This window comes from Aeromonas sp. R9-2 (genome assembly GCF_040908025.1).
Taxonomy (GTDB): domain Bacteria; phylum Pseudomonadota; class Gammaproteobacteria; order Enterobacterales; family Aeromonadaceae; genus Aeromonas; species Aeromonas veronii.
Window position 1 is genome coordinate 23160 of the sequence record NZ_JBFOCX010000025.1, and the last position, 25409, is coordinate 48568.

25 protein-coding genes are annotated in these 25409 nt (G+C 59.6%); 19 read left to right on the plus strand and 6 right to left on the minus strand.

The features are described 5' to 3' along the window. Positions 1–17: 17 nt before the first annotated feature. Positions 18–245: a FeoA family protein gene (locus AB5Y71_RS12490; protein ID WP_005337384.1), complete on the minus strand. Its 228-nt coding sequence runs from the start codon at positions 243–245 to the stop codon at positions 18–20. 119 nt (positions 246–364) lie between these two features. On the opposite strand from AB5Y71_RS12490, the gene AB5Y71_RS12495 reads away from it, so the two are divergent. From AB5Y71_RS12495 to AB5Y71_RS12540, 10 genes are all read left to right on the plus strand, one after another. Further along, positions 365–694 (plus strand): stress response translation initiation inhibitor YciH, encoded by a 330-nt coding sequence (locus tag AB5Y71_RS12495; RefSeq protein ID WP_323917280.1) that lies wholly within the window; start codon positions 365–367, stop codon positions 692–694. Between the two features lie 259 nt (positions 695–953). Further along, complete coding sequence (locus tag AB5Y71_RS12500; protein ID WP_005346773.1) at positions 954–1511, plus strand: TMEM165/GDT1 family protein; 558 nt, start codon at positions 954–956, stop codon at positions 1509–1511. A 165-nt stretch (positions 1512–1676) separates the two neighbouring features. Then, positions 1677–2615 (plus strand): DUF2157 domain-containing protein, encoded by a 939-nt coding sequence (locus AB5Y71_RS12505; protein WP_368171712.1) that lies wholly within the window; start codon positions 1677–1679, stop codon positions 2613–2615. Further along, positions 2608–3612, plus strand: a complete 1005-nt coding sequence (locus AB5Y71_RS12510; RefSeq protein ID WP_201957577.1) for a DUF4401 domain-containing protein — start codon at positions 2608–2610, stop codon at positions 3610–3612. The genes AB5Y71_RS12505 and AB5Y71_RS12510 overlap by 8 nt, the downstream gene beginning before the upstream one ends. After that, positions 3609–4127: a GDYXXLXY domain-containing protein gene (locus AB5Y71_RS12515; RefSeq protein WP_201957580.1), complete on the plus strand. Its 519-nt coding sequence runs from the start codon at positions 3609–3611 to the stop codon at positions 4125–4127. Before AB5Y71_RS12510 ends, AB5Y71_RS12515 begins: the two co-directional genes overlap by 4 nt. A gap of 71 nt (positions 4128–4198) precedes the next feature. Beyond that, entirely contained in the window at positions 4199–4945 is a 747-nt protein-coding gene (locus tag AB5Y71_RS12520; RefSeq protein ID WP_076494799.1) for an ABC transporter substrate-binding protein, read from the plus strand. A gap of 130 nt (positions 4946–5075) precedes the next feature. Next, the gene (locus AB5Y71_RS12525; protein ID WP_058056167.1) at positions 5076–5822 is read left to right on the plus strand and encodes an ABC transporter substrate-binding protein; all 747 of its coding nucleotides are present in this window, start codon (positions 5076–5078) and stop codon (positions 5820–5822) included. A gap of 139 nt (positions 5823–5961) precedes the next feature. Beyond that, positions 5962–6717 carry an ABC transporter substrate-binding protein gene (locus tag AB5Y71_RS12530; RefSeq protein ID WP_075115588.1) on the plus strand — a complete coding sequence of 252 codons (756 nt, stop codon included), beginning with the start codon at positions 5962–5964 and terminating at the stop codon, positions 6715–6717. Between the two features lie 1528 nt (positions 6718–8245). Then, on the plus strand, positions 8246–9115 hold the full coding sequence (locus AB5Y71_RS12535) for a hypothetical protein (protein ID WP_368171713.1): 870 nt from the start codon (positions 8246–8248) through the stop codon (positions 9113–9115). Between the two features lie 431 nt (positions 9116–9546). Then, a complete protein-coding gene (locus AB5Y71_RS12540) occupies positions 9547–10068 on the plus strand; it encodes a hypothetical protein (RefSeq protein ID WP_185900040.1) in 522 nt (173 codons plus the stop codon). 114 nt (positions 10069–10182) lie between these two features. Here AB5Y71_RS12540 and AB5Y71_RS12545 read toward each other — a convergent pair whose 3' ends face one another. Both AB5Y71_RS12545 and cysS read right to left on the minus strand, forming a co-directional pair. Next, positions 10183–10824 (minus strand): hypothetical protein, encoded by a 642-nt coding sequence (locus AB5Y71_RS12545; protein WP_043849439.1) that lies wholly within the window; start codon positions 10822–10824, stop codon positions 10183–10185. A gap of 118 nt (positions 10825–10942) precedes the next feature. Further along, positions 10943–12319, minus strand: a complete 1377-nt coding sequence (gene cysS, locus AB5Y71_RS12550) for a cysteine--tRNA ligase (protein ID WP_368171714.1) — start codon at positions 12317–12319, stop codon at positions 10943–10945. Between the two features lie 212 nt (positions 12320–12531). On the opposite strand from cysS, the gene AB5Y71_RS12555 reads away from it, so the two are divergent. From AB5Y71_RS12555 to AB5Y71_RS12580, 6 genes are all read left to right on the plus strand, one after another. Next, the gene (locus tag AB5Y71_RS12555; protein WP_005337417.1) at positions 12532–13029 is read left to right on the plus strand and encodes a peptidylprolyl isomerase; all 498 of its coding nucleotides are present in this window, start codon (positions 12532–12534) and stop codon (positions 13027–13029) included. Then, complete coding sequence (locus tag AB5Y71_RS12560; RefSeq protein WP_368171715.1) at positions 13019–13816, plus strand: DUF4269 domain-containing protein; 798 nt, start codon at positions 13019–13021, stop codon at positions 13814–13816. Before AB5Y71_RS12555 ends, AB5Y71_RS12560 begins: the two co-directional genes overlap by 11 nt. Beyond that, positions 13813–14568, plus strand: coding sequence for a UDP-2,3-diacylglucosamine diphosphatase (gene lpxH / locus AB5Y71_RS12565; protein ID WP_368171716.1), 756 nt, complete (start codon positions 13813–13815; stop codon positions 14566–14568). Before AB5Y71_RS12560 ends, lpxH begins: the two co-directional genes overlap by 4 nt. 297 nt (positions 14569–14865) lie before the next feature. Beyond that, positions 14866–18300, plus strand: a complete 3435-nt coding sequence (locus AB5Y71_RS12570; protein ID WP_368171717.1) for an ImpA family metalloprotease — start codon at positions 14866–14868, stop codon at positions 18298–18300. A 257-nt stretch (positions 18301–18557) separates the two neighbouring features. Then, positions 18558–18734 (plus strand): DUF3606 domain-containing protein, encoded by a 177-nt coding sequence (locus AB5Y71_RS12575; protein ID WP_005350931.1) that lies wholly within the window; start codon positions 18558–18560, stop codon positions 18732–18734. 248 nt (positions 18735–18982) lie between these two features. Continuing rightward, entirely contained in the window at positions 18983–19231 is a 249-nt protein-coding gene (locus tag AB5Y71_RS12580; RefSeq protein ID WP_005359720.1) for a GlsB/YeaQ/YmgE family stress response membrane protein, read from the plus strand. 65 nt (positions 19232–19296) lie between these two features. Here AB5Y71_RS12580 and AB5Y71_RS12585 read toward each other — a convergent pair whose 3' ends face one another. Both AB5Y71_RS12585 and tctD read right to left on the minus strand, forming a co-directional pair. Continuing rightward, complete coding sequence (locus AB5Y71_RS12585; RefSeq protein ID WP_368171718.1) at positions 19297–20652, minus strand: sensor histidine kinase; 1356 nt, start codon at positions 20650–20652, stop codon at positions 19297–19299. A gap of 43 nt (positions 20653–20695) precedes the next feature. Further along, the gene (tctD, locus tag AB5Y71_RS12590) at positions 20696–21370 is read right to left on the minus strand and encodes a transcriptional regulator TctD (RefSeq protein ID WP_368171719.1); all 675 of its coding nucleotides are present in this window, start codon (positions 21368–21370) and stop codon (positions 20696–20698) included. A 222-nt stretch (positions 21371–21592) separates the two neighbouring features. Between tctD and AB5Y71_RS12595 the strand changes: the two genes are divergently transcribed. Genes AB5Y71_RS12595 through AB5Y71_RS12605 form a run of 3 tightly spaced genes read left to right on the plus strand, consistent with a single transcriptional unit; the run spans position 21593 to position 24564 of the window. Further along, positions 21593–22579, plus strand: coding sequence for a tripartite tricarboxylate transporter substrate binding protein (locus AB5Y71_RS12595; protein ID WP_005350924.1), 987 nt, complete (start codon positions 21593–21595; stop codon positions 22577–22579). Between the two features lie 11 nt (positions 22580–22590). Then, the gene (locus AB5Y71_RS12600) at positions 22591–23022 is read left to right on the plus strand and encodes a tripartite tricarboxylate transporter TctB family protein (protein WP_005350923.1); all 432 of its coding nucleotides are present in this window, start codon (positions 22591–22593) and stop codon (positions 23020–23022) included. Positions 23023–23031: 9 nt separating this feature from the next. Next, on the plus strand, positions 23032–24564 hold the full coding sequence (locus AB5Y71_RS12605; protein WP_368171720.1) for a tripartite tricarboxylate transporter permease: 1533 nt from the start codon (positions 23032–23034) through the stop codon (positions 24562–24564). Positions 24565–24689: 125 nt separating this feature from the next. Here AB5Y71_RS12605 and maiA read toward each other — a convergent pair whose 3' ends face one another. Then, on the minus strand, positions 24690–25325 hold the full coding sequence (gene maiA / locus AB5Y71_RS12610; RefSeq protein ID WP_005361400.1) for a maleylacetoacetate isomerase: 636 nt from the start codon (positions 25323–25325) through the stop codon (positions 24690–24692). Positions 25326–25409: the final 84 nt, after the last annotated feature.

Sequence of the window (25409 nt, forward strand, 5' to 3'; positions counted from 1 at the left end):
GGCAGCCGAGCAGGGGGTTATACCGGCTCGACTTCTATTTGCTGGGCCAGACTCTTTTGCATGGAGAGACAGATCCCCTGGCACTGGATCTGGAGCGGGTCCCCCAAGGGGGCGGAGCGCAGATAGATGACTTCAGTCTGGGGCAACAGGCCCATCACCATCAGTTTGCGGCGCAGCGGCCGGGCGAGCTGATTCATATTCTTGATGCGAGCACTCTGTCCCGGTGACAACTGCGTGAGTACCATGACTGACTCCTGAAGTTAAACAATAATAATTCGCTTTTACTTGGGGCATTATAAGCTGTGTCTTCAACTTTTATTTGAGTAAAATCAAACTCCGCTTAGCTAACCCATAAAGTATTGCCATGAGTCACGACAACAACAGCCGCCTCGTTTACAGCACAGATGGCGGCATGATCAAGGAGCAGAGCGCTCCCCAATCCGCCTCCCCCTTCCCCACCGACGGCACCGTGCGCATTCGCCGCGAGACCAAGGGGCGCAAGGGCGCCGGGGTGATCACCATTCATGGCGTACCCGTCGATCAGCAAAAATCCCTGGCCACCCTGCTCAAGAAAAAGTGCGGCACCGGAGGCGGTATCAAGGAGGGAGTGATCGAGATCCAGGGGGATAAACGGGACCTGATCAAAACCGAGCTGGAGAAAGCCGGTTTCAGCGTCAAGCTGGTGGGTGGCTGATCCCCTTGTCACTCATGCGGTTTTTCCCTAGAATGCCCGCTCCCATCGAGGGGGAGTAGTCTCGCACACCGGTGCCATTCATTGCATGAATACCGGTTTGCGACCCTGATCAACATACTTGGTGCCAAATCACCATGGTCAGGGTGATCCATGCCAGCCATGGATTTGACAAGACCTTTGACGGGCCAGTGCCAATACCGGGGACGGATGGCGCAGGCTTGTCTTTGGTTTATAACAATTCCGTCCCCCGGTCATTTTTATGGAAGCCTTGTTAACCTCAACCCTCAGCGTCGCTATTGCCGAAATCGGCGATAAAACCCAGCTGTTGGCGTTGCTGCTCATCTGCCGTTTTCGCAAGCCCTGGCCCATCATCGCCGGCATGCTGGCGGCTACCTTGCTCAACCATGCGGGCGCTGCCTGGATTGGCGAGTTCATCAGCCGCTGGCTCGATCCCAAGATAATGACCTGGCTGGTCGCCATCGCCTTTATCGCCATGGCTATCTGGATTTTGGTGCCGGACAAGATGGATGACGAGGAGAGCCCGCTGGATAAATACGGCCCCTTTATGGCCACCTTCGTGCTCTTCTTCATCGCCGAGATCGGCGACAAGACCCAGATCGCCACCGTATTGCTGGCCGCCAAATATGACTCGCTGGTGCAGGTCATTACCGGTACCACCCTCGGCATGATGCTGGCCAACGTGCCTGTGGTGCTGATCGGCAAGCTGGGGGCGGACAAGCTGCCGCTCAAGGGGATCCGCATCGCCTGCGCCATCCTCTTCGTCGGCCTCGGGGTGAGCACCCTGATCTTTGCCTGATGGCCCGTATCCGATGACCAAGCCCTCCACCTCGGAGGGCTTTTTTGTTTGCTGCTTTGTCTATTGCGTAATCCGCTGTCGCAACCACCAGCCACAGAGCCAAGGGGCAGTGCACGGTTGCGGGCGCCTCATGCCATAATGGGGCAAACCTCGTGGAGTCCCCCCATGCACAACGTATCAAGAGAGACGCTTCTCGAATGGGTCAAACAGGGACGGCTGGCGCCAGAGAAGCTGGCGGACGCCCTGACCCTCGCCGATCTTCCCCCCCATCCGGCGCGCTGGCACTGGCTGTTTGACCGGCTGCTGCTCTGGCTCGGTGCCCTCTGTATCGGGGCTGGCCTTATTTTCTTCGTCGCCTTCAACTGGCAAGAGCTGGGCCGGGTCTCCCGCCTCGCCCTGCTGGAGGCACCGCTGCTCGCCATGCTGCTTCTGCTGTGGCGCAAACCGCTGGGGGATACCCCCCGTCAGGCACTGCTGCTCGCCATCGCCCTCAATATCGGCGCCCTGCTGGCGCTGGTGGGTCAGACCTACCAGACCGGCGCCGATCCCTGGCAACTGTTCGCCACCTGGGCGCTGATGCTGGTGCCGCTGGCGGCATTTGGCCAAAGCCCCCTGCTCTGGACCTTGAGCTGGCTGCTCGGCCAGCTGGCGCTGGTGCTCTACTGGCGGCTCGGTTTGTTCACGCTCTTCTTTACCTTCGATGAAGAGGGATTGGGCTGGTGCCTTACCCTGCTCAACGCCGCCCTCTGGGGTCTGCTTCTGCTGGCGCCAAACCGCTGGCGCCTGATGCCAAGCTGGCTGGCTGGTCTTGCCGCCGGACTTGGCGCCACCCTGCTCGCCCTGCTAGCGCTCTTCGATGCCGCCTCTGCGCTGGTGTGGCCGCTCTGGCTTGGCTGGCTCGCCGCGGCCTATGCCTTGTGGCACCACAGATTTATCGCCGGACTCGCCATGGGGTGCCTCAGCCTGATTGCCGTCATCCTCGCGGTGCTGGGCAAGTGGATGGAACCCGATATCAATGGCTTCTTGCTGCTGAGCCTGATCGCCATCGGCCTTTCTGTCACCGCCGCCCACTGGCTGCAACAACAACGGAGGTCTCATGAGTGATCTGACCCTTTGGCAAGCGCTGCAACAGGCCAATCTGGTGGAGGGGGAGATGCCCCGTGACACCCAGCCCCACTGGTCGAGCCGCTTTCTGCTCGGGCTGGTGGGCTGGATTGCCGCCCTGTTCCTGCTCTTTTTCCTGTTTCTCACCTTCGAGCAGCTGACCCGCGAGGCCAACAGCGCCCTGCTGCTGGGGGCCGTGCTGCTGGCGGGGGCCTATGCCCTCAACCGCAGCCAAAGCGGCGATCTCTGGGATCAGTTCGTGCTGGCCCTCACCCTGGCGGCCGATGCCTGGCTGCTCTATGGCCTGCTCGATCAGCTGGATCTCCATCACGCTCTGCTCTGGTTTGGGTTGTGCCTGCTCTCCCTTGCCATCGCCGTGCTGTTCGATCACTGGCTGGTGCGGCTGTTTCACAGCGTGGCGGCGGCACTGCTGCTCACTCTTGGCCTTGCCTGCCTCGGGCTGCAACTGCTGGCGCTGCCGCTGGTGATGGCGGCCATCACCTTCTGCTGGCTGCGGGCAGATAGGGATCCAGAGCGCCACCAGCTCAACCACTCCATCACGCTGGGGCTGGCCCTCTCGCTGCTGGTGCTGGGCCGTCTGCACCATCCGCTGTGGGATGGCGGCAGCAGCGTGCTGGACGAGCTGGGGCTGTCCCGCCTGCCGCTCTGGATCAATCCCCTGCTCTGCGCCGCCCTGCTGCTGGCGGTGATGATGAAGCTCAAGCTCCCCCTGCTGTTTGGCCTGCCGCTGGTGCTGATCAGCGCCATCATCCCCGGTATGGGGGCGGGCGCACTGGTGCTGATCCTCGGGTTTTATGCCGGCAGTCTGGGGCTGATGACTCTCTCAGCCCTGCTGCTGCTCGGCTATGGCTCGCTCTATTACTACGATCTGGGGCTCACCCTGATGACCAAATCCTGGCTGCTGCTGGGCTCCGGCATCCTGCTACTGGGTGCCCGCCAGCTGCTCACCACCTTCGCGGCAAGGAGCGATTCATGAAACCTGTGACCCGACAGCTCGCCCTGTTGCTGAGCTGCCTCGCCCTCCTGGCAGGCATCAATGCCACCGTCTGGCGCTATGAGCACGCCATGAGCAGCGGCGAAGTGGTGCTGCTGCGGCTCGCTCCGGTCGATCCCCGCTCCCTGATGCAGGGGGATTATATGCGGCTCAACTACGAAATTGCCCGCGAGCTGACCAGCCGCGACGCCCAAACTACTCAAAACAAGGGCAGCGACACCCTGGTGATCCGCCTCGATGCCCATCAGGTGGCCAGTCTGGTGGCCGATGGCAAACCGGATCGGCTCGCCAGCGATGAGCGGCTATTGCAGGTGCACCAGAGCGAGCGGCAGTGGCAGATCGGCCCCGATGCCTACTTCTTTGAAGAGGGCACAGGAGAGCAGTACGAAGCGGCCCGCTACGGCGAGTTCCGGCTGCAAGCGGATGGCAAGACCCTGCTGGTGGGGCTGCGGGATGAGGCCTACCAGCCCATCGGGCAGATCCGCGCCCGCTGGTAACGGCCGTGAGTGGCTATTTACTCTGTTCATGGTCACACTCAAGGGAAGGTTGATCGCTAAGGATGTTCCCAATGAGGATATGGCTGATCTGTCATCTGTTGCTGCTCTGCTGGGCCTCGACGGCCCGGGCTGATCTGGGCAAGCTCGAGTACCTCACCGAAGAGTACCCCCCCTACAACTTCAGCGATCCGCAAGGCCAGCCCACCGGCCTTGCGGTCGATCTGCTGCAGATGATCTGGCAACACAGCGGCGTGACACCCCAGCCGGTGCGCATCCTGCCCTGGGCGCGAGGTTATTACTTGCTAACCCAGAAGCCCAACGTGGTGCTCTTCTCCACCGCCCGCACCCAGGCCCGGGAGGATCTCTTCAAGTGGGTCTGCCCCATCGGCTACTCGGAGTACATACTGCTGGGCCGCAAAGCGCAGAACATCACCCTGACCGCCTTCGAACAGATGAGCCAGTACAAGATCAGCGCGGTGCGCTCGGACGCCGCCGAGCAGCTGCTGCTCAACAACGGCATGGATGACAACAACATCATCCCGGCCAACCGCCTGTCGCAGGGGTTGAAGATGCTGCTCTCCGGCCGCGCCGACCTGCTCGCCACCAGCAAGCTGGCGGGATATGACGCCATCCGCGAATTGAAGCTGAGCAGCGACGACTTCAACGTGGCCATGGTGCTGAGCGCAGAGCAGCTCTGCTACGCCTTCAGCCGTCAGGTGCCCGACAGCGAGATCACCCTCTTTCAGCAGGGCCTGACCCGCGCCCTCGCCTCGGAAGAGTTTCGCAAATTGCAGGCCAAATACCTGCCGGTGCGCTGAGCACTCACTCACCCGCTGGGCAGCAGTTCGCTGCCCATTTTATTGATGAAAGATGCAATAGAGGTGGCTAGCTATTCCCGCCGCAAGCAGTCAAACTGGGCTACATAGTTGATTGTGAAGGATCTTTCCCGTGCGGACATGGCACCTACCTCATCTGCTACTGCTCCTGTGGGCCACCTTCGCGCAGGCCGATCCGGGCAAGCTCGAGTATCTGAGCGAAATCTCTCCCCCGTTTAATTTCAGCGACCAGCAAGGGATGCCAACCGGATTGTCGGTGGAGCTGATGCAGCTTATCTGGAAAGCGCGGGGCGTATCGCCCCAGCCCATCCGCATTCTGCCGTGGGCCCGGGGCTACAACCTGCTGCAACAAAAACCCAATGTGGTGCTGTTTGCCACCGCCCGCACCCCGCAGCGGGAAGCACTCTTCAAGTGGGCCTGCCCCATCGATCACTCGGAGTTTGTGCTGCTGGGGCGCAAGGCGGACAACATCACCCTAGGCTCCGTGGCCGAGATCAGCCGCTACAAGGTCGGCGTGGTGCGCTCTACCGTCTCCAAACAGCTGCTGCTCGAACGCGGTATCGATGAACGCCAGCTGATGCTGGCCAATCGCCTCACCCAGGCGGCCAAAATGCTCACCTCAGGTCGCGCCGATCTCTTTGCGACCAACAAGCTGGCGGGCTATCAAACCCTGCAACAACTGGGCTTCAAGCCGGATGACTTTCATGTCGCCTTCGTGCTGGATGCCAGACCGCTCTGCTACGCCTTCAGCCGTCAGGTGCCCGACAGCGAGGTCGCCCTCTTTCAGCAGGCGCTGACCCACGTCGTCGCCTCGGCGGATTTCTCGGCCCTGCAAGCCAAATACCTGCCGCTGCGCTAATGCCCTGATCGCCGCCGACATAGGGCGCAAGATGGCGGCATGCGCCCGCGCTTTTTTGCCAAACATGCTCCGTCGCCTTGGCGAAATCAGCCAGCTTGGTCACACTTGAGCAGATATTCCCTTGATCAGGATGGCAAAAATGAAACCATGGATTGGATTGGCCGGGGCGCTGCTGGCCACCCTCGCACAGGCGAGTCCTGAGCTTGGCAAACTGCACTACATCACCGAAGAGTACAAACCCTACAACTACGCCGATGCCAGCGGCGCCCCCACCGGCCTCGCAGTCGAGCTGCTGCAACTGGTGTGGAAAAAGACCAATACGCCAGCGCAGCCCGTCACCATCATGCCGTGGGCGCGCGGCTACTACCTGCTGACCCAAAAGCCCAATGCGGTGCTCTTCTCCACCGCCCGCACCCAGGCGCGGGACCCCCTGTTCAAGTGGGCCTGCCCCATCGGGTATGCCGAGATCGTGCTGGTGGGGCTGGCCGATCGCAATATCACCATCACCAAGCTCGACGATGCCAAGACGTTCAATATCGGCGCGGTACGGGCCGATGTGGGGGAGCAACTGCTGCTCAACAACGGCTTTGACGAGACCAAACTGATGGCCGCCAACCGGCTGGCACAGGCGCTCAAGATGCTCACCTCCGGCCGGGTCGATCTGGTCTCCACCAACAAGACCACCATGGAGCAGCTGATCGTCGAACAAAAACTCGACCCCGCCCGCTTCAAGGAGCAGTGGGTACTGAGCTCCGAGCAGTTCTGCTTCGCCTTCAGCCATCCGGTGAGCGACGAGCTGGTCAAGGAGTTCCAGACCGGCTTGACCCAGGTGCTGGCGAGCAGCGAATACCCGCTGCTGCACAGCAAATACTTCCCTACCCCCGCCGCCAAATAGCGGCGTCGAGCGCCAACAACAAGGGGCCCACCGCGGGCCCCTTCGCTTTTTTCCGTTTGCACTCTCCTTCTTTACCGTTTGCGCTTCACTCTTTTTTTACCGTTTGCACGCCTCTCGCAGCGTCCCCCCACCGCCCTGCCAGCTCCAAGCCCGACAACCAACAACTAATCGCTAATTAATAAAAGTTTGTGCCAGCGCAAAAAACCACTCTTTTCTGATAGTTAGCTCATCAAAACCATAGATAAGACCACTCTGGCTCCGTAATATGGCGACGGGCGTCTGTTGACCCCTTTTCCGAGATCAATGGTCAACGGCGCAATCTGGTAGCGAGAGTCAGGGGCGGTAGCGACTTTAGCGTAGGGTCGATTAGCGAAGCGTAATCGTCCGCGGTAACCGTCCCCTCTCCCCTTGCGGGAGAGGGCTAGGGTGAGGGGGTCGGTAACGTCATTGCATAGCGGAATATCGCCAGCCTAAATGGCATGGCTTCGCCATGCAGGACACGAGGACTTCGTCCTCGACGGGGTTTCGCCGCCGCTGCGCGGCTTGGCGAGTGACTTTGGAAAGACCCAAAGTCACCAAAGGTCTAATCCCCCACTTGTTCGCCCTCCTACGTCGGGTTCCCTCGGTTCACCCGTTTGTCCCACGGCACGCGCCGATGGGCCATCCCTGGCCCAGCGGCGCTCGCTCGGCGTCCTGCCTCGCGGCCTGGACAAACGGACTCACCTCGGCGAACAACAGGGGGCAACAGCCAACCAGCCGCCCCGAGGCAGGTTAACAGGCGTAGGGTGCAACAAGCGCAGCGCATTGCACCGCGGTAACACACCCCAGCCTATTCGGGGCAAAGATCGGGCGGGTTGTTAGCTCAGAGTCAGCCCCTCGCCCACCCCATGGCGAGAGCAAATTGTCGCACCTATGCAACAGACTCCATCAAGATGGTTGCATAGGTGAAAAAATCATGGTGTGCCAGAGCAGCAAGCGGCAGATATCCTTATCGGGAAACGGCTTTATATTGAAGGCCCGAAAGTGAGTATTTCACCGTAATAAACCTTATTTCTCGAACGTCCGATTACGCTTCGCTAATCGAACCTACGGCCCTGCCTCGCGGCCTGGACAAACGGTCTCACCTCGGCGAACAACAGGGGGGCAACACCCAACCCGCAACACCGAGGCCGGTAAACAGACGTAGGGTGCAATAAGCGCAGCGCATTGCACCGCGGTAACACACTCCAGCCTATTCGGGGCAAAGATCGGGCGGGTTGTTAGCTCAGAGTCAGCCCCTCGCCCACCCCATGGCGAGATCAGATTGTCGCACCTATGCAACAAGTGCAATCGACATAGTTGCATAGGTGAAAAAATCATGGCGGGTATAGCTGCAAGCGGTAGATATCCCAATCGGGCAAGGGTTGTATATCGAAAGCCCGATAGTGAGTATTTCACCGTGATAACACCTTATTTCTCGAACGTCCGATTACGCTTCGCTAATCGAACCTACGGCCCTGAATATCGAAGTTATTTATAATGGAGAATTATGAAAGACGATTTAAGAATTTATGCCAAAGGTTTAGCATTCTCTGGTGGCAGTTACAGCCTTCGCTCTCTTGATGTACTTATTTCTAATCATCGTAAAATTCTCGATCAACTTATAGCAGTAAGTCTAGGTAAATCCAAAGCGGATAAACATATTCGTGAACAAATCGATTATCAAGTACGAATTAGAGAGGGATCTGTTGAATTTTTGGTTGATTTTGTTCTCAACAATAAAGAGCTGTTTGCACCGTTAGCAGCGGATGGTGGCTATCAATTATCAAATGTAATTGTTTCTTTATATAAAGATACTATTAGTCTAAGAGATGCTGTTGCCAAAATTGCTGACAAAGGATTGCATGTTAAAATTACTATCTCAAATAGTTTTAATATTGGCAGTAATAACAGTAAAGTTAGTTACAGCTTAAGCGATGGTTCAGTATTAATTGGTGACCCTAAAATTTTACTAGCAGCTCAGACAACAAAAGGGGCTGTAGATAATATAATCCAGTCAATTGATGGAGCTAATATTGAATATGTCGACTTTGGCTCCGGCGTGAACGATTTAAGATTAAGTGAGTCTAATAAAAATTTACTTGGACGTCGGAAAGAGGAAATACCAGCAACACTCAATATCATTGGCCGTCTAGACATGATTTCTGTTAGTAGTCATCGAGGTGCTATTGTTTCTGACGGCCAACGATTTAATGTGTCTTGGGATAAACAACTACGCGATAAGCTACTAAAAGTGGTAGATGTTGAAGCAACTCAATTTAAAGCTAGGCCAGTAATTGACCATAAATCTCTAAGCGATAAAGAAATAAGTTTCCATTTAGTTGATTGTATGCAATTACAGAATAAATTAGATATCTAAACCAATTCAGCTAACAAACGCTTCAAGAGGAACAGCCAACGCGTGGCATTTTTACTATGCATTGATTATTGTGATTACGGTGTTATGCAGAAAGTTGGTAGTAACGTTGGCAGCCCCTTAACGCAGCGTTAGGTTTCACAATTCAACGAAAGCAACATGGATTTGCTCTACAGAAATAATTACCCGCATCACAAGACTAATGAACCACAGAATAAAACAAATAGTGGAACAGTCAATTTCAGGGATGTATGGCAAAACCCAGTTAAAGACTCTCGTTTATCAACTGTGATTGATAATTGGTGCAAACAAAACATTCAATAGATTTGAGCTGTATTTTCATTACTCGTAAGCATGTGAATAATTTAAAAAATATTCCAGCTGAACAATAAATATTAACCTTCACGTTTCATAACACACTTAGGATATTACTCATGAATCAAGAAGAAATTCATGTGGTTTGGGAAGGACCTTACTCATACGAAGAAATAACAAATACATTACGAGATGAATACTGTGATTTTGGTGTTTACCAGATTTATGGTGCTCATCCTATTTATGGCTCAGATGTACTTCTCTATATAGGAAAAGCAGACCAACAAACCTTTGGGGTTCGTCTTTCACAAGAAGGATGGAAATACAATCAAGATGCATCCAGAGTTACAGTATACGTTGGTAGGTTAGGTGGTTATAAAGCAACTCCAAGTAATCAAATTTGGTCACGCGAGATAGACCTAGTTGAACGATTACTTATTGTCTCCCATTGGCCGGCAGGGAATTCATCTGGCCTAAATGCCACGTTCGGTGAAGATTTATACCCAATCCATGTATTAAATTGGGGTCAATTCCGTGATTTGCTTCCTGAAGTTTCTGGTTCTAGATATTCTGACCGCTTTCATTCTGATGATGGCTATCAGACTTATGGTGAGTCACTACGTGGCAATATATCAACATAAATTGAACAAATATCTTCATATTGACTGTGTCAAATTCATAAAAACCCAAAACCGCAGCCTTGAGCTGCGGTTTTTATTTCTATTCCCCAAACACGCCTCAATTCCAACTAAAAACTATTTCCCCAACCCCTTGCACTGCTCTCCCCCTGCAGCTGGATAGGCGGTGAGCGTCTCATAGAGGGCGGCGCGCAGGCTGCCGGATTGGCAGAAATCGCAGCTGCCGCCGGCATCGATATCGGTGATGCGGGCGCCTTGCGGCCCGTCCAGTACCAGATAGGTGCTGACAAAACGGTAGGTGCCGCTGGGGGCGTCGAGCGGGGTGCCCGGCTCGCCAAAGGTGAAGCGCACCTTGACCTCGCTGCGATCCCGGCTGCCAGCGATGGCGCGCGACGAGAGGATCTCCGAGCCCAGCAGGTTATCCCAGGCGTTGGGCAGGAAGGGGTTGCCCTCGACAAAGGGGGGCTTCTCGTCGGGGGCCTCGCGGGTGGCTATTTCGCGCGCCTTTGAGGCGGCATTGAGCAGGCAGAGCAGCTCGGGGGAGACGATAGTGGGCAGCGCGCCGCCGAGATCGCTCTGATAGAGGCCACTCGGTTTGACTTGGCGCTCCCAGTCGAGAAACTGGGCCACCTTGGCCTTGGCGCGGGCACTGGCGGCCGGATCGAGTTTGCCGCTGGTGGTGGTGCCCGCATGGGCCGGGGCGATCAGGGCCGCCGCAGAGAGGGCCAGTGCCAGCACGGGCCAGCTGGATATCTTCATGGTGCCATCTTCCTTATGTTCGCTTGCATGAGCCGCGCCTTGAACAAAGCGCCGGGCCCTGAAAAAAAGAGCGCAGCCCAAGGGCTGCGCTCTGCGTCAGGTCGTCAACCGGCGGCCCTTAGGCACGGCGCCAGCTGGTTTTGCCGGCGCTGTCTTCCAGCACGATCCCCATCTCGGTGAGACGGTTGCGGGCGGCATCCGCCGCGGCCCAGTTCTTGTCGGCACGGGCCTGATTGCGCTCGGCGATCAGGCGCTCGATTTCGGCAACCTCTTCGTCCGCTTCATCACCCTTCAAGAAAGCCTCAGGGTCTTGCTGCAGGATGCCGAGCACGGCGCCCAGCTCGCGCAGACGGGCGCCCAGCGCGGCGGCAACGGCCATGTCTTCACCCTTCTGGCGGTTGATCTCGCGCACCAGATCGAACAGGGCGGAGTAGGCTTCCGGGGTGTTGAAGTCGTCGTCCATCGCTTCCTTGAAGCGCGCTACCTGCTCGTCGCCACCGGCAGCAGCGGCTACCGGCAGATCGCGCAGGGCGGTGTACATGCGCTCCAGCGCGGCGCGGGCTTGCTTGAGGTTATCTTCCGAGTAGTTGAGCTGGCTGCGGTAGTGGCCAGACATCAGGAAGTAACGGACGGTTTCGGCGTCATAGTGGGCCAGCACGTCACGGATGGTGAAGAAGTTGCCAAGGGATTTGGACATCTTCTCTTTATCCACCATCACCATGCCGCTGTGCATCCAGGTGTTGACGTAGTCGCCACCGTGGGCGCAGCAGGACTGGGCGATCTCGTTCTCGTGGTGCGGGAACTGCAGATCGGAACCGCCGCCGTGGATGTCGAAGTGGTTGCCAAGGTGCTTGGAGTTCATGGCGGAGCACTCGATGTGCCAGCCAGGACGGCCCGGGCCCCAGGGGCTCTCCCAGGTCGGTTCGCCGGGCTTCGACATCTTCCACAGCACGAAGTCGAGCGGGTTGCGCTTGGCATCGACCACGTCAACGCGGGCACCGGCTTGCAGCTGCTCCAGATCCTGGCCGGAGAGCTTGCCGTAGTCGGCATAGGATTCGACGATAAACATCACATCGCCGTTATCCGCCACGTAGGCGTGCTCTTTTTCCAGCAGGGATTGCACCAGCTCGATGATCTCTTCGATGTGCTGGGTGGCGCGCGGTTCGATATCCGGGCGCACCATACCGAGGGCGTCGAAGTCGGCGTGCATGTCGCCAATCAGACGCTCGGTCAGCTCGTCGCAGGTGACGCGGGTTTCAGTGGCGCGCTTGATGATCTTGTCATCCACGTCGGTGATGTTGCGCACGTAAGTCAGGTCGTAACCGGCGTAACGCAGGTAGCGAGCGACCACATCAAAGGCGACGAAGGTGCGGCCGTGGCCGATATGACAGTGATCGTAGATGGTGACACCACACACATACATGCCCACCTTGCCCGGGTGGATAGGTTTGAATTCTTCTTTTTGACGAGTGAGTGTGTTGTATATCTTCAGCATCTTCTAACCACTGCCTGTGAGTAAAATGGTTGGTCATAATACCCCGTTCAGGGGCAGAAAACGAGGCAGAAAAGCGGGCCAATCCCGCCTGCCAGCACGGTTACGGCGCCAGAGAGACTATGCCGCCAGCCCCTGATGGGCTAGAATTGCCACCACTTTATGCCATACACCTGCGGGCACTTGGTCGCCCGCATCAAATGAAAGGACATATCATGGTCACTCTGCACACCAATCACGGCGACATCACCCTCACCCTGAACGCTGAAAAAGCCCCGGAAACCGTGGCCAACTTCCTGCAATACTGCCGTGACGGTCACTACGACAACACCATCTTCCACCGCGTCATCGACGGCTTCATGATCCAGGGCGGCGGCTATGCCCCGGGCTTTGAAGAGAAAGACACCCGCGCTCCCATCAAGAACGAAGCGGCCAATGGCCTGTCCAACAAGATTGGCACCATCGCCATGGCCCGCACCATGGAGCCGCACTCTGCCAGCGCCCAGTTCTTCATCAACGTGAACAACAACGACTTCCTTGACTTCAAATCCGCTACCACCCAGGGCTTCGGCTACTGCGTATTCGGTGAAGTGACCGCCGGTATGGACGTGGTCAACAAGATCAAGGGCGTCAAGACCGGTAACTACGGCCGCATCCACCAGGACGTGCCGGTAGAAGACGTGGTGATCACCAAGGTGACCCTTGCTGACTGATCTCTGCCGACTCGGCACTGAAAAAACTGCGGCCCCGGCCGCAGTTTTTCCATCTGCCTCCCCAACAGCCAGTCCGAACTGGCGCCGCCTCGACTATCTGGCCCACGGCAACCCGCGCCAGCGCTCGGTCCATGCCCTGCTCACCGCCGGTGTGTGGGATGATCTGGCCGCGCAGTGCGCCGATATGGCGCTGGTGAGCACGCTGGCCATCGGCCTGGATCGGCCCGGCAGCGATCTCGATATCCTCTGCCAGCATCCCGATCCCGCCGAGTTTGCCGCGACGCTCGAAACTCAAGGTTGGCTGGCATACGCCAAAGGCGACAATGTCTGGCTGCTGGAGCGCACCTTTTCCTGTCTCGACCAGAGCTGTGCTGTTAGCGGTTCTGACAAGAGCGAGGCCAGCTGGCCGCTGGAGCTCTATGTCACCCCCGCCCCCATCGAGACGCTGAATGGCTGGCGCCACCTCACCCTGATGGCCGCGTTGCTCGAGCGGTTTGGCGATGCTTTTTACCGCGAAGTGCTGCGTCTGCGCCTTGAAGAGGGATTGAAAGGGGAAGCAGCGATGTGCCGGTTGCTGGGGTTGGCTGGCGATCCTTATGCTGCACTGCTGACGCTGGAGGGACGCAATCTGGCCGAGCTGTCATGGCAGCCGCCATCCCGTGACGATATCCATACCTCAACTGGCACGATGGCACCCGCAGCGCACGATTCGTCCCCTGTTGTGTCTACTATCTCTGCCACCCCTGTTTGCCCTGTTTCGACCGAGAGCCCGACCCCCACATCATGAGCACCCTCTTTATCAGTGACATTCACCTCTCTGCCCAGCGGCCCGATATGACCGCGGCACTGGTGCGCTTTCTCGAGCACGACGCCCCCGGCGCCGATGCCCTCTATGTGCTGGGGGATCTCTTCGAATTCTGGATTGGCGATGATGACCCCAATCCGCTCCATCAACAGATGGCCGATGCCTTCTTGGCCCTGAGCCAGCAGAACGTGCCCATCTACTTTATCCACGGCAACCGTGACTTTCTGCTGGGGCAACAATTTGCCAAGCGCGCTGGGATGACATTGCTGGGTGACCCTTGCGTTATCGACCTCTATGGGGAGCGGGTGGTGCTGAGCCACGGCGATCTGCTCTGCACCCTGGATGAGGGGTATCAGAAGTTTCGTCGCATCACCCAGCTCAAGTGGCTGCGCTGGCTCTTTTTGCGACTGCCGCTCGCCCGCCGTCAGGCCATCGCCTGCAAGATGCGCGGCCAAAGCCAGATGGAAAATGCCCACAAGAGCCAGATCATCATGGATGTAACGCCCGCGGCGGTGGACGACACCCTGCGCTCCCATGACTGCCGGATGATGATCCACGGCCACACCCACAGACCCGCCATCCACGACTTCACCCTTGATGGCCAGCCCGCGCGGCGCATCGTGCTGGGGGACTGGTTCGAGCAAGGCTCGGTGCTGGTCTGTCGCCCTGGCGAGCAGCGGCTGGAAATGCGGGCGCTGGCAACGATCGACCCCGCCGCTCAGCCATCCGGCTGACATCCCCCCTGTGCGGGTTGCAGGCAAAACCTGCGGCCCAGCATCCCCTGTTAACCCGGTGAACCGACTCATTACGGTGAGCTCAGGCTGGTATGGCCTGTGCCGATGGGGTGCTCGCCCCATCCCTATCGGTTCTGCTGCGCCAGCAACACCAAATACGACAAAAGCCGGCCAAAAAAACATCCAAGATGCTGAAAATAAAGCAAAATGACCATTCAATCAGCGTTGAAATAAGCAAGACAGCTCATTAGACTACCGACTCCCCTACCCGTCGTAACACAAGGAACGTATCAGACAATGAAAAAGACGGTTCTCACTCCCTTACTGGCGCTGTTGATCACAGGCTGTGGCGGCGGTGATGGCGAACAGGAAGAGACCCCTATCCGCCCCCCTGTCACCCCCAACTATTTCGAGGCATCCAGCCAGAGCAGCGCGGGCGGACAGTTGAACCCCACCAGCCTGCGGTTGGCGGCGGGTGAACAGGGGCGCTTCTCGGTACAGGCTGACAGCGGTTACCTCCTGACCGAGATAAGCGGATGTGATGGCACCCTGGACGGCCTCACCTATACCACTGGCCCCATGAGCAGCGATTGCCAGATCTCGGCCAGCTTCACGCAGGAGAGTGCCGCCGTCTATTTCAACGCCACCACTCAAGCTTCTCTGGGGGGCTCACTCAGCCCCGACGCCCTGCGTCTGAACGCCGGTGAACAGGGCCGTTTCACCGTACAGCCCGAGAGTGGTTTCGTACTGGCGCAGGTCACTGGGTGTGAGGGCACACTGACGGGTAATACCTACACCACAGCCCCCATGCGCGCCGATTGTCAGGTCTCGGCCCGCTTTATCAGCGATGCCGCCAATGCCATTGCCCGGGAAGATCATACCCTTGCCAGCGAGCAATCCCTGATCGCCCATGCCCGTGCGGCGATTGCCGACAGTGAGGCGCACCGCACCGAGCGGGTTCGCAGCCTCTATCAGGGAATGGCACAGATTAGCTGGAACCCGAGCCACGACTCCATCACCTTTTCCAGCTTCCAGCCGGAGAGCACGGTGACCCTGCTCCCATCCAACATTAATGGCAAGGGGGAGAGCGAGATCCGGGGGCTGGTGATGGTCTCCGAGCAAGCCGATTACCGTCAGGCCGCCATGGGGGCGAACCTGTTTTCCGTTGACCGCACAGCGCAGAGCGAGGCGCTGCTCAAGGGGCTGATTGGCTGGCTGACCCGGGGCAAGGATAGCGATGGCCTGCGCATCCTCACCGCCCAGATGCCAAGCCGCACCGATAGCTGGTATTTTCCCCATAACGAAGGCGTGCGTGACTGGCTCAAGGCGATCTATCCCGACAAGCACAGCATCAACCCGGCCAATGCCTGCGATTATCAGGCGTTGAGTGACTGCATCGACACCATGGCGCCGGAGCTTATCGTGATCAGCGATATCGACCGCCAGGGGCTGGGGTATCAGGGGATCGCACAGGGGATCGCCAAGGCCAAAGCGGCCGGGATCCCGCTGCTGCTCTCCAACTATCGGCGCGATGCCAGCCCGCTACTAAGCCCCCTCTATCTCGATATGGGGCTGGTTACCTGGGGCAACTACTGGTCAAAACTCAGAGCCAGCGATCTTGCAGTGAACACCATCATGGCACCCGACGCCCAGCTGATGGCGGTCGATACCCTGCTTGGCAACCTTCTGGATCGCAACTTCACGACCCAGTGGCTCGATAGCTGCGGCGGCAACTTTATCAATTGCGGTGGCTCGGAGAGCTTCAACCAGCAGTTCAAGCTGGGGGCCGACTGGCTGAGAAACGCGGCCATCACCCTCGACAAGACCGGGAGCAGTCCCTTTGCTCGTGACGGCGTGACACTGTTGCCCGCCACCCTGCTGCTGGCCGACAAATACCGTGCCGCCATCGACTACCCGATTGCCTGGGATGAACATCAATCCTGGCAGCAGGCGATGTTTGCCGACTGGCTGGTGAGCTATGCCCGCACCCGTACCCCGGCCCAGCCCGATCTGGGGGAGTACGTCACCGATCGCAGCAAAGTGGTGAAAGGTGAAGCAGCTCACTATGCCTATCCCGCGACGCTCACCGACAGTCGGCGCATTGCGGTTCCCTACAGCGGGCAGTGGACCACCACCGGCTGGTATGCCCTGCCGGGACAGACCATCACCCTCAGACGCACCGATAACGCCGATGTGTCCGCTACCGTCCGGCTCAACTACCACAGGCCCAACACCAATCGCGCCTATGAGCAGAAGATCTATCGAGCCCCGCTGGAGCTGACCACCGGACGACTGATCTTGGCCAAGGGGGGCAGCGTCACCTTCACCTCTCCTTATGGCGGCCCTATCTACCTCTATCTGGAAGGGGGGGCAGCATCGCTGGCCGTCCAGGTGAGCGCCACGGGCATCACCCGTCATCCGGCCATCATGGATTTCAGTGATGAGCAGCAGATACGCGAGTTCAACGAGCGGCTGGAACAAACCGAGCTGCCCCATATCGATCTGCGGGCCGATGGCGCCGAACAGCATCTGCGCCGGGATCGCTTCACCAAGGCGGTGGGTGGCGTCATCCCCGACACCAATGCCCTGCTCGACAGCATCGCCCGGGATCACATCAATGGCGTCTACACCCTGGCGGGCCTGAAAATTCAGGGCAAGGGGCTCGAAGAGTCGCTGCCGGCAGATGTTAAAAACGCCTGCGTGGCACTGCTGGGGGAGGGTTGTCTCGATGAGTCGATTCATACCCGCACCATCATCCAGCATGCCAACTATGACCAGAATGCCCATTGCGGCAGCGGTTGCAGTGGCAACCCGTGGGACTCTTCCGGCAGCATCAGCCCGACCGGCTGGCTCGACAATCACGAGCTGGGCCACAACCTGCAGACCAACCGGTTGAACGTGCAGTACGCTGCGGCAGACGATGCCGACAACTGGAGTGGCTACGGCAGCCGGGCGGGGGAAAACTCCAACAACATCTTCCCTTATGTGGTGAAGTGGCGCGCCCATTACCTGAGGGATGGCAACACGGCGCCCATCAAGGATGGACACATGAATCACAAGGATCTCTTCTATGTGTTCATGTCTGATGCGGCGCAGGTACGGGACAGGAGTGGCAACCGCGTCGTGCTCGGGGCCAACTGCCAGGTGCTCGATACCGGCGAGAGTCGCTACGAAGCCCCCTGGAAGAGCAATGCCTACGCCGTCCACAACGGCTATCGCATGGCGTTTTATATCCAGATGGCATTACGCGCCCACCGTATGCTCCTGACTGATGGCACCCGTCTGAACGATGGCTTCACTATCTTCACCCTGCTCTATCAGCATTCACGGATCTTCGGCGCGGCAGCCGACAGTGAAGCGCAGTGGAATGCCAACAAGGATACGCTCGGCTTTAGCCTGTTCCCCTACTCGGGGCATGCGGTCTATGGCGGCAAACGGGTGCGCGACATACCGGGCAATGACTTTATGCTGGTTGCACTCAGTCGGCTCACCGGCTGGGACTGGCGTAATCACTTCGATCTGCTTGGCCTGCGTTACTCCAGCCTCGCGGTCGCTCAGGTGCAGGCCAACCAGCGTTATGGCAGCCTGCCGATGGGGATGTATGTGCTGGAGGATGACCTGCCCCCAGCCAACATGAGCGAAGGCGTCACATTCCTGCCGCTCTCTGAAAGCGATGGATCCACCCTCTGGCCCCGCAACAGCGGCTCGCCAAGCGCCTGCCCAACACCCTGAATAGGGTCATCACGATAACCACAACAAGCGCCCGGCAGGGCGCTTGTTGTTTATCCGGCCTCTGGCCCCGTTGTTGATGCTGTGAAGAGGGTGGAATAAGTGGTGATCGCTCACAGATCAGCAAAGCAAACCTGCACTCCTCCCTAAGTCCCCGGGTTGTGTGAACTCCGTCACCTTGCCACTTGCCAATTGAGAGGATGATGGCGCTCAGGCAGAAACATCTTTCTCGCCAGCTATTTCAACAAGTTGAGGTTTGTATGCCTGACAGCAATGCGGTCGCTCACCCGTTCGATGCCAAGAAGATCAATGTCAACGATCCCTATGAGATGAAGCAGTGGGTCAAAATGTTCGAGTGCACCGAGGTCCAGCTGAAACGGGCGGTCAAGGCAGTCGGCACCTCAGGCAAGGCGATCAGAAAATACCTCAAGAAGTGAGGGTGCAACCCCGTCATAAACCCGGCTCCGCTCGCGGGGCTTTTCTCATCTTGGCCTTTACGTGGGCCCGTCCTGCCTCCGGTTTAGCTGCGCACATACCGCCTTTCAACCGCTCATAACCGGACTGTGCAGCCTGACCAGCGCCGGCCGCCGTCCGACAGCTTGTGACCGGCCAGCACCGTCCGGCCCTTCGCATCCCGGCATCCCTGCCTATAATGCGGGCTCAAATACACAGAGAGGATTAATCCATGGGCTTTATCACCTGGATCGTATTGGGACTGTTGGTGGGTATTCTGGCGAAGTGGATCATGCCGGGTCGCGACGGTGGTGGTTTCTTCATGACCGCCCTGCTGGGGATTGTCGGTGCCATGGTTGGCGGCTATGTGGGTACCCTGCTGGGGCTGGGCTCGGTGACCGGTTTCAATATCCCGAGCATCGCGCTGGCGACCGTGGGCGCCCTTATCGTCCTGTTTGTCTTCAACAAGATCCGCAGCTGACCCCCACCGCCATCTATGTGTAGATAAACAGGGCACCGCGAGGTGCCCTCTCTTTTTTATCGCCCTCACGATGTTGCCAGCGGCAAGATCAGCCTCACCTGCAAGCCCCCCAGCTGGGTCGCTGGCAGCAACACCACTTCGCCGTGGTGGTAGTGGGCGATATCGCGCACCAGCGCCAGACCCAGCCCCGCTCCCGGCTGTTCGCTCCCCTGCTCGAGGCGCTGGAACGGCTGCCAGACTCGCTCCGCCAACTCGGGGGCGATGCCGGGGCCGCTATCCTCCACCTCCAGCCAGATCTGCCCGTTGCTTCGCACCACCCGCGCCGTCACGGTGCCGTGGGGTGGGGTGTATTTGATGGCGTTGTCGAGCAGGTTGGCACACAGCTCCCCCAGCAGCAGCGGCTCCCCCGCCACCATGATGGCGGACTCCTCCCCTTCGTACCCGAGATCGATCCCCTTGCTGCGGGCCTGCGCCAACCGTGACAGACAGGCCTGCTGCACCAGCGCCACCAGCGGGGTCAGCTCGCGCTGACGCAACCCCGAGCACTCGTCCGATTTCAGTCGTGCCAGCAGCAGGAGCCGTTCGGTCAGGGCGATGGTGTGATCGAGCCGCACAGCCATGGCATCGAGGCTTTCGCTCATCAGGGCCGGATCGCCACTGCCGCGCGCCACCTCAACTTGGGTTTTCAAAATGGTGAGCGGGGTGCGCAGCTGATGGGCGGCATCGGCGCTAAAGCGCTCCTGCCGGGCCACTAGCTGGCGCAATCGGGCCAGCTGGCGGTTGAACGCCTGTACCAGCGGCCGGGTCTCCTGCCAGGGGAGCAGGTCGGGCAAGGGGGCAAGATTGGCGGCATCGCGGCGCAGGATCTCCCACGACAGACGCCGCATCGGGGTGAGCAGCCGCTTGAGCAACAGATAGGCAAGTAGCAGGGTAAGCACCACCAGCGCCCCTTGGGTCAGCAGGGCCGACCAGAGCAGCTGCTGTGCCAGTTGCTGGCGGCCGAGCAGGGTTTCCGCCACCGTGATGCGGGCCATGCCGGTGACGCCCCCCTCGCCTACCGGTTGCAGCAACATCACGGCGCGGATTGGCGCCTCCTGATAGAGGCCGTCGTAGAAGTAGGCGAGCGCCGGATAGCGGTCGGTCAGGGGCGTACCGTCCGGCATGGGGGGCAGGTCGTCAAAGCCGGAGATGACCCCATCGTCGATGCCGCGCACCTGATAGAAGAGGCGATCGCGCATGTTGCGCTCGAAGCTGTCGAGCACCACATAGGGCACATCCACCTTGAGAACTCCATCGCTTGCCGTCAGCCGCTCGGCGACGGTACGGGCCGAGGCGAGCAGGGTGCGATCATAGGCCGAGGTGGCCGCCGCCAGCGCACCGTAGTAGCTGTACCAGGCCGAGGCAGCCCAGAGGATCAGCAAGGGTCCCCCCAGAAACAGCAGCAGTTGATGGAGCAGGGAGCGACTAATGGGAGGCCTCCGGCACCGCTTCCAGCAGATAGCCCAGCCCGCGCAAAGTGGTGATCACCACCCCGCTGCCCACCAGCTTTTTGCGCAGCCGATGGATATAGAGATCGATGCTGTCGAGCCCTACCTCGTCATCGAGGTTGAACACCTGCTCGAACAGCTGCCCTTTGGCGACGGGCCGCCCGTGGCGGTACATCAGCGCTGTCAGCAGCGCCTGCTCACGCGGAGTCAGGGCAAGGCGGGCATCGGCCAGCAGAAAATAGCCGTCGGGGTGCAGGGTCAGACGCCCCAGCCGCAACTCGGTACCGCCACTTTCACTGCGCCGCAGCAGGGCCCGCAGCCGGGCATCCAGCTCCCCCAGATCGAACGGCTTGGCCAGATAGTCATCGGCTCCCGCATTGAGGCCGCAGATCCGCTCCTCCACCGCGCCGCGGGCGGTCAGCAGCAGCACCGGCACCCCCTGCCCCCGACTGCGCAACCGGCCGAGTACCGCCAGCCCGTCGAGCTTGGGCATCTCGATATCGAGCACCGCCAGCGCGTACTGTTCGTGGCGCAGCAGGTGGTCAGCCTGAGCTCCGTCAGCCACCCAATCCACCGCGAAACCGGCGCTGGTGAGTGCCCGCGACAGCCAGTGGGCCAGTTCGTGATTATCTTCCGCCAACAGCAAGCGCATCCCTCTCCCCTTGTTCCTAACCGCAGCATTCAGCCGCACTGCTTCAACTGCATCCCTTCGTCACTGCCATTGCGGGAGAAGGTGCGATCAGGGTCACACTCCCGGCTCTTGGTCAGCGATTGAAAGGTGAATGAAAGGTTGCTGTTTTAACAATTTCGCATCACTTCGTCTATCGACGGAGTCACACCCAGGAAAAACAACGACAAGATGGAGCACACAACCATGAAGCAACGCACACGTCATGCCCTCGCCCTGCTGACCCTGCTCGGTGCCCTGCCACTGCAGGCGGCCGAAAGTGCCACGACCCCGAGCCGTACCGAATGCATCGCACCGGCCAAACCGGGCGGTGGTTTCGATCTCACCTGCAAGCTGCTGCAGGTGAGCCTGCAGGAGACCGGTACCATCGACAAGCCGATGCGGGTCACCTATATGCCGGGCGGGGTCGGCGCCGTGGCCTACAACGCCATCGTGGCCCAGCGCCCCGCCGAGGCGGGGACCGTGGTCGCCTTCTCCGGTGGCTCCCTGCTCAACCTCTCACAGGGGAAATTTGGCCGTTACGGGGTGGACGATGTGCGCTGGCTGGCGGCGGTGGGCACCGATTACGGCATGATCGCGGTGCGCCACGATGCCCCCTATCAGAACCTCAAGGAGCTGGTGAGCGCTATGGAGCGCGATCCCAACAGTGTGGTGATCGGGGCAGGTGCCTCCATCGGCAGTCAGGACTGGATGAAGACGGCGCTGCTGGCCAAACAGGCCGGGGTTGACCCCCACAAGATGCGCTACGTCGCCTTTGAAGGGGGTGGCGAGCCGGTCACCGCGCTGCTTGGCAACCATGTGCAGGCGGTCTCCGGCGATCTGAGCGAGATGGTGCCCTATATCGGCGGCGACAAACTGCGGGTGCTGGCGGTGTTCTCAGCCGAGCGGCTGCCCGGCAAGCTGGCCACCATCCCCACCGCCAAGGAACAGGGTTATGACCTGGTGTGGCCGGTGATCCGCGGCTTCTATGTCGGCCCCAAGGTAAGCGACAGCGAATACCAGTGGTGGAAGCAGACCTTCGATCAGCTGGTGAAGACCGACACCTTCAAGGCGCAGCGGGATCTACGCGGCCTGTTCGAGTTTGACCTCACCGGCGAGGCCCTCGACAGCTACGTCAAGGAGCAGGTGGCGCAATATCGCGAACAGGCCAAAGCCTTCGGTCTGGCCAAATAGGAGCCGCAGCCATGAGCGATCGCATCTTCGCCGCCATCTGGCTGCTGCTCTGTCTGGCAGGCGCCGCCATCGCCTGGCAGATCCAGAGCGAATACAGCTATGAGCCGCTGGGGCCGCGCCCCTTCCCGCTCGGCATCATCGGCCTGATGGCGCTCTGCGCCCTGTTGCTGCTGCGCCGCCAGCCGGACACCGTCAGCTGGCCGCCGCTGCGTACCCTGCGCCACCTCGCCATCATGGTGGTGGCGCTGGCCGGGTACGGTGCCAGCTTCGAGTGGCTGGGCTTTCCGCTGGCCACCACCCTGCTCACCTTTGTTCTGGGGCGCCTGTTTGGCGCCTCTGCCAAAGCCGCCCTGCTCTCCGGCGTTGTCGGCGGTCTGGTGCTCTATCTCGCCTTCGACCGGCTGCTGGATGTCACCCTGCCCCTCGGCGTCTGGTTCTCTTAAGGAGTCAATATGGATACCTGGATGTACCTCTCCCAGGGCTTTGCGGTGGCACTCACCCCGGAGAATCTGGTGATTGCCCTGATCGGCTGCTTTGTCGGCACCGTGGTCGGCCTGCTGCCAGGCCTTGGCCCCATCAACGGGGTCGCCATCCTGTTGCCGCTGGCTTTTGCCCTGAAACTGCCCCCCGAATCGGCGCTCATTCTGCTCGCCACCGTCTATATCGGTTGCGAGTATGGCGGGCGGATCTCCTCGATCCTGCTCAACGTGCCAGGGGATGCCGCCGCCATCATGACCGCGCTGGATGGCTACCCCATGGCCCAGCAGGGCAAGGCGGGAGTGGCCCTCTCCATCTCGGCGGTCAGCTCCTTTGTCGGCTCCATGCTCGCCATCGGCGGGATCATTCTGTTCGCCCCGGCGCTGGCGCGCTGGTCCCTCGCCTTCGGCCCGGCGGAGTATTTCGCCCTGATGGTGTTCGCCATCGCCTGCCTTGGCAGCATGATGAGCCAGAACCCGCTCAAATCCTTTATGGCGGCGCTGATTGGGCTGGGGCTCGCCACCGTCGGGGTGGATGCCAACACCGGCGTCTATCGCTTCACCTTCGACAGCGTTCACCTCTCGGATGGGGTGCAGTTTATCGTGGTGGTGATCGGCCTCTTCTCGGTGAGCGAGATCCTGCTGATGCTGGAACACACCAGCGGCGGCGGCAAGCTGGTGCGCACCACCGGACGGATGCTGTTCAACTTCAAGGAGCTGGTCCATTGCACCGGCACCATGTTGCGCTCCTCCACCATCGGCTTCTTCGTCGGCATTCTGCCCGGCGCCGGTGCCACCATCGCCAGTGCCATCACCTACATGACCGAGAAGCGACTGGCGGGGCCCAATGCCAAATTCGGCGAAGGGGACATTCGCGGCGTGGCCGCACCGGAGGCGGCCAACAACGCCTCAGCCTGTGGTTCCTTTATCCCCATGCTGACCTTGGGAGTGCCGGGGTCGGGCACCACGGCGGTGATGATGGGGGCACTGACCCTCTACAACATCACTCCGGGCCCCACCATGTTCACCGAACAGCCCGATGTGGTGTGGGGACTGATCGCCGCCCTCTTGCTGGCCAACGTCATACTGCTGGTGATGAACATCCCCATGGTGGGGCTCTTTACCCGCATGCTCTCCATCCCGCTCTGGTTTCTGGTACCCGCCATCGCCAGCGTCTCGGCGGTGGGTGTCTATGCGGTGCACAGCACTACCTTCGACCTGTTGCTGATGGTGGCCCTCGGGGTCTTTGGCTACCTGCTGCGCAAGATGCACTTCCCCATGTCACCGCTCATTCTGGGCTTCGTGCTGGGTGAAATGCTGGAGCAGAACCTGCGCCGCGCCCTCTCCATCAGCAATGGCGACACCGCCATCCTGTGGAGCAGCGGCATCAGCCAGACCCTGCTGGTACTGGCCATTGCAGTGATCACCCTACCCCCGCTGGTACGCCTGCTGCGCCGCCGCAAAGCCGATCCGCTGATCCCGGACGCCCGCCCGGAGCAGGGAGCCTGATCCCCTCTGAACAGAAAGAGGCACGCCAGCAAACTGGAGTGCCGTTAACGAACAAGGGCCCCACACAGTGGGGCCCTTGTCTATGAATGGCGTGTTGACGCCATCCCGCGATTCAAGTCAGTAGGTCACTGCGCGTCCGGCTGGTTGGCGGGGGCCGCCTTGATAAAGGCCTGCAACTGTTCGCAGTTGGCGACGATGCGGCGGATGGTGGGGTAATCGTCCAGGGTCATGTCGTAGCGGCGGGCGTTGTAGACCTGGGGCACCAGCATGCAGTCGGCCAGGGTCACTTCGTTGCCGACGCAGTAGACACCGGCGGTGGTCATCAACAGCTGTTCGAGGGCGGTGAAGGTCTCGTCAATCCAGTGGCGATACCAGCGAGCCTCCTGCTCGTTGTTGGCCCTGAAGTGCTCTTCCAGATAGTTGAGTACCCGCAGATTGTTGAGCGGGTGGATATCGCAGGCGATCATGTTGACGATCTGGCGCACCCGGGCCCGCGCGTCGGGGGAAGAGGGCATCAGCGAGTAGGCGGGATAGGTCTCGTCAAGGTACTCCATGATGGCGACCGACTGACCGATCTGCACATCGCCATCCACCAGAAACGGCACCAGCCCTTGCGGGTTGATCCGGCGATAGGCCTTCTCGCTCTGCTCGCCTTGCCGCAAATTGATGGGATGCTGCTCGTAGGCGAGCCCCTTGAGCTGTAACACGATCCGCACCCGAAAACTTGCCGACGAACGCCAATAGCCAAACAACTGCAACATAATCTGTCCCTGCATCTTATCTGGGCCCGAAGCCCGGCAGGTGCTCGCCACCTGCCTCCTTGTGTATCCGGCACCGGTTGAGGG

Excerpts from the sequence above, each read along its gene's own strand:
- AB5Y71_RS12490 (WP_005337384.1), bottom strand. The coding sequence starts at position 245 with ATGGTACTCACGCAGTTGTCACCGGGACAGAGTGCTCGCATCAAGAAT.
- AB5Y71_RS12495 (WP_323917280.1), top strand. The coding sequence starts at position 365 with ATGAGTCACGACAACAACAGCCGCCTCGTTTACAGCACAGATGGCGGC.
- AB5Y71_RS12500 (WP_005346773.1), top strand. The coding sequence starts at position 954 with ATGGAAGCCTTGTTAACCTCAACCCTCAGCGTCGCTATTGCCGAAATC.
- AB5Y71_RS12505 (WP_368171712.1), top strand. The coding sequence starts at position 1,677 with ATGCACAACGTATCAAGAGAGACGCTTCTCGAATGGGTCAAACAGGGA.
- AB5Y71_RS12510 (WP_201957577.1), top strand. The coding sequence starts at position 2,608 with ATGAGTGATCTGACCCTTTGGCAAGCGCTGCAACAGGCCAATCTGGTG.
- AB5Y71_RS12515 (WP_201957580.1), top strand. The coding sequence starts at position 3,609 with ATGAAACCTGTGACCCGACAGCTCGCCCTGTTGCTGAGCTGCCTCGCC.
- AB5Y71_RS12520 (WP_076494799.1), top strand. The coding sequence starts at position 4,199 with ATGAGGATATGGCTGATCTGTCATCTGTTGCTGCTCTGCTGGGCCTCG.
- AB5Y71_RS12530 (WP_075115588.1), top strand. The coding sequence starts at position 5,962 with ATGAAACCATGGATTGGATTGGCCGGGGCGCTGCTGGCCACCCTCGCA.
- AB5Y71_RS12535 (WP_368171713.1), top strand. The coding sequence starts at position 8,246 with ATGAAAGACGATTTAAGAATTTATGCCAAAGGTTTAGCATTCTCTGGT.
- AB5Y71_RS12540 (WP_185900040.1), top strand. The coding sequence starts at position 9,547 with ATGAATCAAGAAGAAATTCATGTGGTTTGGGAAGGACCTTACTCATAC.
- AB5Y71_RS12545 (WP_043849439.1), bottom strand. The coding sequence starts at position 10,824 with ATGAAGATATCCAGCTGGCCCGTGCTGGCACTGGCCCTCTCTGCGGCG.
- cysS (WP_368171714.1), bottom strand. The coding sequence starts at position 12,319 with ATGCTGAAGATATACAACACACTCACTCGTCAAAAAGAAGAATTCAAA.
- AB5Y71_RS12555 (WP_005337417.1), top strand. The coding sequence starts at position 12,532 with ATGGTCACTCTGCACACCAATCACGGCGACATCACCCTCACCCTGAAC.
- lpxH (WP_368171716.1), top strand. The coding sequence starts at position 13,813 with ATGAGCACCCTCTTTATCAGTGACATTCACCTCTCTGCCCAGCGGCCC.
- AB5Y71_RS12570 (WP_368171717.1), top strand. The coding sequence starts at position 14,866 with ATGAAAAAGACGGTTCTCACTCCCTTACTGGCGCTGTTGATCACAGGC.
- AB5Y71_RS12575 (WP_005350931.1), top strand. The coding sequence starts at position 18,558 with ATGCCTGACAGCAATGCGGTCGCTCACCCGTTCGATGCCAAGAAGATC.
- AB5Y71_RS12580 (WP_005359720.1), top strand. The coding sequence starts at position 18,983 with ATGGGCTTTATCACCTGGATCGTATTGGGACTGTTGGTGGGTATTCTG.
- tctD (WP_368171719.1), bottom strand. The coding sequence starts at position 21,370 with ATGCGCTTGCTGTTGGCGGAAGATAATCACGAACTGGCCCACTGGCTG.
- AB5Y71_RS12595 (WP_005350924.1), top strand. The coding sequence starts at position 21,593 with ATGAAGCAACGCACACGTCATGCCCTCGCCCTGCTGACCCTGCTCGGT.
- AB5Y71_RS12600 (WP_005350923.1), top strand. The coding sequence starts at position 22,591 with ATGAGCGATCGCATCTTCGCCGCCATCTGGCTGCTGCTCTGTCTGGCA.
- AB5Y71_RS12605 (WP_368171720.1), top strand. The coding sequence starts at position 23,032 with ATGGATACCTGGATGTACCTCTCCCAGGGCTTTGCGGTGGCACTCACC.
- maiA (WP_005361400.1), bottom strand. The coding sequence starts at position 25,325 with ATGTTGCAGTTGTTTGGCTATTGGCGTTCGTCGGCAAGTTTTCGGGTG.